This is a genomic window from Alloalcanivorax profundimaris (assembly GCF_015265435.1).
Taxonomy (GTDB): domain Bacteria; phylum Pseudomonadota; class Gammaproteobacteria; order Pseudomonadales; family Alcanivoracaceae; genus Alloalcanivorax; species Alloalcanivorax profundimaris.
Map to the genome: position 1 here is coordinate 1 of NZ_JABJWH010000023.1, position 2,233 is coordinate 2,233.

A 2,233-nucleotide genomic window follows, 5' to 3' on the forward strand; every position below is an offset into this window, starting at 1 on the left:
GGGTGAGGCAAGCGTGTTGCGAAGCACTGCTTCGCGCGCCGCCGAACGCCGCCCATCTGTGATGGGTGGCCGGACCCGCTTGCGGGGGTTCACGGCGTTCCCGGAAGGGGGACCACGACGAGACGCGGCCCGGATGGAGGATCCTTCGTCCGCCGTTACCCCGAACCCCCGATGGACCTTTTTTTACCGCCACCGGGCGCCTATCATCGAATCCCGTTACCGAGAACGCCGCCGCCATCATGTCGTTACCGTTCAGCCGCGAAGAAATCCTGCAGCACTGGCAGCCCCTGAACTGGGAAGCCTTCGACCCCCTCGACGAAACCAGCCAGCGTTACGCCCACTACTACGGCATTGATTTCGACGCCCGCCTGCCTGAGCTGGAGCACGGCTTCGGTTACTTCGAGGCCGCCGGCCACACCATCAGCGTGCACGCCTGGCGGCCCGCCGCGCCGCGCGGCACCGTGCTGATCTGCCACGGCTATTTCGACCATGTGGGGTTGTACCGGCACGTCATCGGCCATGTGCTGCAGCTCGGCTACGCGGTGCTCGCCTACGACCTGCCCGGCCACGGCCTGAGCTCCGGGCCCCGCGCCGCCATCGACGACTTCCGCATTTACCGCGAGGTGCTGGAACAGTGCCTGTCCATGGCGGAAAACCACTTTCCGCGCCCCTGGCACGTGATCGGCCAGAGCACCGGCGGCGCCATCGTCATGGACTACCTGCTGCACCACGGTTTCGACGCGGACAACAGCCCCTTTGAGCAGATCATTCTGCTGGCGCCGCTGGTGCGGCCGTTCAAATGGGGCGTGGCGCGCTGGCTGCACACCCTGGTGCGCCCCTTCGCCCGCTCCATCAAGCGGGTGTTCACGGTCAATTCCGGTGATCCGGATTTCCTCGATTTCCTGGAAAACAAGGACCCGCTCCAGGACCGCCGCCTGCCGGCCCGCTGGGTCACCGCCCTGAAGCGCTGGATTCCCGGCTTCGAGGCCGCCGACCGGGTCAAGATTTCGCCGGTGGTGATCCAGGGCGACCAGGATGAAACCGTGGACTGGCGCCACAACCTGCAGGTTATCCGCAGCAAGTTCGAGGACCCGGAGATCCACATGCTGGCCGGCGCCCGCCACCACCTGGCCAACGAGCACGGCGATTACCGCCAGCGCATTTTCGCCCTGATCGACCGCTACCTGGCCTGAACCCTTCGCGTCGCCGTGACTCCAACCGGATAACACTGGCCGAACGTTTCAGGAGCCCAGCCATGAACATGAAGCCACTGCTCGCCGTCCTGGCCGCCGCCGCCCTGGCCGGCGCCCCCGCCGTCACCGCCGCCGATGACGCCCTGCGGGACAATCGCCAGCAGCGTCTGGAGGCCAACCGCAACGCCGCCGAGGCCCTGCGCCAGCGCGGCCGGGACCAGGCCGGGGAGCACCGAAGCATGATGCGCGACCGGATGGAGCGGCTGGACCAGGCCGCGCGCCAGCGCAACGACCGGGTCCGCGAGCGCTCCCAACAGCCTTTCAACGGGATCGATCGGGGCCCCGCACGCTAGCACACCGTTAATTGATTCTCGCTTTCTCTCTCCGGTGGCTTTCGCGGTGCCATTTTGGGCTGTGCATTGTCACGGTACCGTCCCTATACTGGAGGCGGATCGTTTGGACCCCGATCGATAGGGATCGAAAAAATAACGAAGGAGAGAACCATGAAAAAAACCATACTCATTTCCGCCCTGCTTGGTGTTTCCGGTGCCCTGATGGCGCCCGCCGCCCTGGCTCAGCAAACCAACATCGATCGCCAGGAAAACATCAAGGAGGAGTACCAGAAGGCCATGGAGGCCCAGCGCGAAGCGAAGGAGAAGGGCATGTCCGAGTCCGGGACCAACCCGGATTACTCCGAGGGCCGCAAGAAGATCGATTCCGAGGGCAACATCAGCGAGGAATACCGCAAGGCCATGGAAGCCAAGCAAGAGGCCGCCGAGAAGAAGATGGACGGTGCTGAGCAGAAGTCCAAGGATTACCTGAAACAGCGCGAGAAAATCGACTCCAGCGAGAACATCAAGGAAGAGTACCGCAAGGCGATGGGCGCGGATAAAGACTGATCCGCCCGCCAGCGGTAACAGAAAAGGGGCCCCGAGGGGCACTGCTGTCCCACAGTCGGCGGCCTCACAGGGCGAACCTCATTTGAGGTTCGCCCTTTTTACTTCGCCCCGGGTCCGGATTGAGGATCTCCGCCAAGGTTC

3 protein-coding genes are annotated in these 2,233 nt (G+C 64.4%); all 3 read left to right on the forward strand.

Annotated features, from left to right (window positions below; genetic code table 11):
* Positions 1–239 precede the first annotated feature (239 nt).
* On the forward strand, positions 240–1,193 hold the full coding sequence (locus tag HMJ39_RS13645; protein ID WP_161382502.1) for an alpha/beta hydrolase: 954 nt from the start codon (positions 240–242) through the stop codon (positions 1,191–1,193).
* Between the two features lie 62 nt (positions 1,194–1,255).
* Positions 1,256–1,546, forward strand: coding sequence for a hypothetical protein (locus tag HMJ39_RS13650; RefSeq protein ID WP_194297740.1), 291 nt, complete (start codon positions 1,256–1,258; stop codon positions 1,544–1,546).
* 150 nt (positions 1,547–1,696) lie between these two features.
* Positions 1,697–2,092: a hypothetical protein gene (locus HMJ39_RS13655; protein WP_194297741.1), complete on the forward strand. Its 396-nt coding sequence runs from the start codon at positions 1,697–1,699 to the stop codon at positions 2,090–2,092.
* Positions 2,093–2,233 lie beyond the last annotated feature (141 nt).